This is a genomic window from Nostoc sp. 'Peltigera membranacea cyanobiont' 232, assembly GCF_002245985.1.
In the GTDB taxonomy this organism is placed as follows: Bacteria; Cyanobacteriota; Cyanobacteriia; order Cyanobacteriales; family Nostocaceae; genus Nostoc.
Genome location: NZ_NOLK01000341.1, coordinates 1 through 2,535, shown reverse-complemented (window position 1 = coordinate 2,535; position 2,535 = coordinate 1). Strand labels below are relative to the sequence as shown.

The 2,535-nt window shown below is 44.7% G+C and carries 3 protein-coding genes; all 3 read left to right on the top strand.

Annotated elements, in window-relative coordinates; genetic code table 11:
- Positions 1-133, top strand: a 133-nt coding sequence (locus tag CDG79_RS45735; protein ID WP_143855642.1) for a HAMP domain-containing histidine kinase, incomplete at its 5' end; no start/stop codon positions are given.
- A gap of 427 nt (positions 134-560) precedes the next feature.
- Complete coding sequence (locus CDG79_RS40090) at positions 561-965, top strand: plasmid mobilization protein (protein WP_223278662.1); 405 nt, start codon at positions 561-563, stop codon at positions 963-965.
- Between the two features lie 2 nt (positions 966-967).
- A complete protein-coding gene (locus CDG79_RS40085; RefSeq protein ID WP_094346991.1) occupies positions 968-2,422 on the top strand; it encodes a relaxase/mobilization nuclease domain-containing protein in 1,455 nt (484 codons plus the stop codon).
- Positions 2,423-2,535 lie beyond the last annotated feature (113 nt).

The following is a 2,535-nucleotide window of genomic DNA, read 5'->3' as shown; positions in this document are numbered from 1 at the left end:
AGGTTTATCTATCAGTTATCAGATTGTTACTCAAAAACATCAAGGAAAATTGCAGTGTAATTCCACTTTGGGTAAAGGTACAGAATTTGTGATGGCAATTCCATTAAACCAGCAAAGGCAGCAAGCTGCCTAATTGGGGGCAAAAGTAGCGTTTTCAAAAAAGTATAACTCCAGATGAGAAGCAAGTTTCACCTACGCTGTTTCTATGTTCCCCCGATGTTGACTGTTGCTGACTGTAGCCAAGACACTCCAGCTTCGCCGTCACAGTGATTCAGCAAACACTGATATAATTATGACGAAACAGCTACGCTGTTATCGTTCTTCATCCCACCCGGAATAACCCGAAACTGTCCCCTCAGCTACGCTGTCGTACCCTCGCCCCCAGTCTCTCGTCGTGTCTCCGTACCCCCGTAGTACTCGATACCTAGCCCACCCCCGTATCTGGGCTAGAAGCAAGCCGTGCTTTTTGCCTACGGCAAACCTCGCTACGCTCGGACGACAGGCTTGCCAAAGTGGGAAGTTTCCCCCTTTGGATACCCCCTCTCATACCTCCCACAGTTATGCGCCCGAAACTGTCAAAAAACCTGCTGCGTACTAAAACATTGGAAGCTCGTGTCAATGCAATCGAACACGAGATGATTAAGCTCAAAGCACAAGACGCGGGACTAAGCATAGCTGAATTAACCAGACGCAGTGTTTTACTCAAACCACTGCCCAAACGATTGAGCAAAATAACCCTAGCTACTTACCGAGAATTAGTACGCATCGGTAGCAATATTAATCAACTCACCAGAGCTACTAACACAGCTATTAAAATGGGACTGCGACCACCCGCAGATCCAGAACAACTGAAACAGTTACAAGAACTCTTACAAAAAATTGGTCGGGAACTGTCACAAATCGAAACTGAAATCACTGATGACGATGATATTGATGACGACGGAGATCAGGAAGACTGGGAGTAAAAATGATTGGCAACCAAACCAAAGGTAAAAGCTTTCGTGGACTCCTTGACTATCTTGAAAACAAAGAGGAGTCATCTTTAATTGGCGGCAATATGTTTGGCACAAATGCCAGAGAATTAGCCAGAGAATTCCGATTGTCTCGACAACTTAACCCAGAAGCAGAAAAAGTAGTTCATCATGTTTCGCTTTCACTAAGCCCAGGTGAACAACTAGACAATGATACTTGGTGCGAGGTTGCCGACAAGTATATGAATGCAATGGGTTACACAGCTAACCAATATGCCATCTACCGCCACAGCGATCGCAACCACGACCATATACATATTTGTGCCAGTAGAATCAGTTTGGATGATGGCAAGATTACCCGCGATAGCTGGGAGTATGTGCGCTCTGAAAAAATCATTCGACAGCTAGAACTAAAATATGGGTTACAGCAAGCTCTAAGTAGTAAAGAGAAACTGAGCCGCGCTCCGAGTTCCGGGCAACAGCAACGATTTGAGAGAGAACAATTGGAGTATGAGCAGGGTGAGAGAAACACGCCGCCACAACAGCCAATCAAAACCCAACTAATTGAATTAATCGACCGCGCCACAGTAGATAAACCGACTATGCCCCAACTGATGGAACGATTGCAACTGTTGGGTGTAGAAGTTCGTCACGGGCTAACGCGCAACGGTAAAAGTAAAGGCATTTCGTATTCCTGGAATGATCAGAAATTTAGCGGTACATCTTTGGGGCCTGCCTATACCTTCCCAGGACTGCAAAAACATCGTGGCATTGACTACCAACCAGAACGTGATGATGAGCGCATTAATCAAATTCTGGTGATTCCTGCTAAACCACTCCCAATTGAGCAGTTAGAAAAGTTTCTTCAAGAGATTGAACGCAAACAGCGACAGCCTCAGTTCACTCCACCACCAGAGGATAAAGTTGTTTGGCAAGTGTTGCACAAGTATTTGGACGAGAAACGCTACATACCAGATTATATTGTGCAAGGATTACATAATAATCAGTTGCTTTACATGGATGAGCAACGAAATATTTTGTTTATCAAGCGTGATTTAGATGGTGAAAAAACTGGCGCATTAGTTTGGTCAAAGCCTAGAGAAAATCATCGCACTGTGGAGTACGACCAAAACACCTCTACACAAAAAGGTTGGTTTTATTTGAGATTGGGAGGGCAACCAACGGACAAGGTAGAAAACGTCTTTTTGTGTTCTACACCGATTGATGCCATGTCAGCAGCCACCTACCTGATCTCAAGTTGCAAGGGACTACCACCAACTAGAACCATGTTGATGGTAGCTGATGACCCGAATAACCTACCTATGGAATTTCTCAAGAGTTTCAATAGGGTGGTTGTAGCATTCAATAATGATGAGCAGGGGAATAACGCAGCTAGTGCAGTTTTAGAATTGCTGCCACAGGGTAAAAGGCTCAAAACCGAATGGCACTAAGAAAAGCTCTAAGCTGTGCGGGATAAGCGCTACAGATTTTAAAGCTATTGAACAGTGAATGAAGGTCTTGGATGGAACAAGTGAAAGTCCAGGATGCAATAGCTGCGATCGCA

What these genes read in the sequence shown, in the direction of transcription:
- CDG79_RS40090 (WP_223278662.1), top strand. Translation starts at nt 561, where the DNA reads ATGCGCCCGAAACTGTCAAAAAACCTGCTGCGTACTAAAACATTGGAA.
- CDG79_RS40085 (WP_094346991.1), top strand. Translation starts at nt 968, where the DNA reads ATGATTGGCAACCAAACCAAAGGTAAAAGCTTTCGTGGACTCCTTGAC.